The sequence below is a fragment of the Paracraurococcus ruber genome (genome assembly GCF_004353985.1).
Taxonomy (GTDB): Bacteria; Pseudomonadota; Alphaproteobacteria; order Acetobacterales; family Acetobacteraceae; genus Paracraurococcus; species Paracraurococcus ruber.
The window spans coordinates 1-606 of sequence record NZ_SMOA01000661.1; the positions used below are offsets into that span (position 1 = coordinate 1).

Genomic DNA, 606 nt, shown 5'->3' on the forward strand with positions numbered 1-606 from the left:
GGAGGCGCTGGCGGCGACTGAGGAGGCGGCGCGGCTCTACCGCGAGCTGGCGGCGGGCAGCCCCGACGCCTTCCGCCCCAACCTCGCCATGACGCTCAACAACCTTGGGGTCGGGCTTTCCAACCTCGACCGGCGCGAGGAGGCGCTGGCGGCAGCGGAGGAGGCAGCGTGGCTTCACCGTGAGCTAGCGGCGGGCAATCCCGACGTCTTCCGCCCCGACCTAGCCATGGCGCTCTCCAACCTCGGGCTGAGACTCTCCGATGTCGGCCGGTGCGAGGAGGCATTAGCGGCGAGCGAGGAGGCGGCGGGGCTCTACCGCGAGCTGGCGGCCGGTACCCCCGACGCCTTCCGCCCCGACCTCGCCCTGGCGCTCACCAACCTCGGACCCATACTCTCCGAACTCGACCGGCGCGAGGAGGCGCTGGCGGCGGCGGAGGAGGCGGCGCGGCTCTACCGCGAGCTGGCGGCCGGTACTCCCGACGCGTTCCGCCCCGCCCTCGCCATGGCGCTCACCAACCTCGGGCTGAGGCTCTCCAACGTCGGCCGGCGCGAGGAGGCGCTCGCGGCAGCAGAGGAAGCTGCGGGGCTCTACCGCGAGCTGGCGGC

At 73.8% G+C, this 606-nt stretch carries 1 protein-coding gene; it reads left to right on the forward strand.

The window, feature by feature from the left end; genetic code table 11:
* A partial coding sequence (locus E2C05_RS32340) for a tetratricopeptide repeat protein (protein ID WP_133223668.1) occupies positions 1-606 on the forward strand: 606 nt, incomplete at both ends.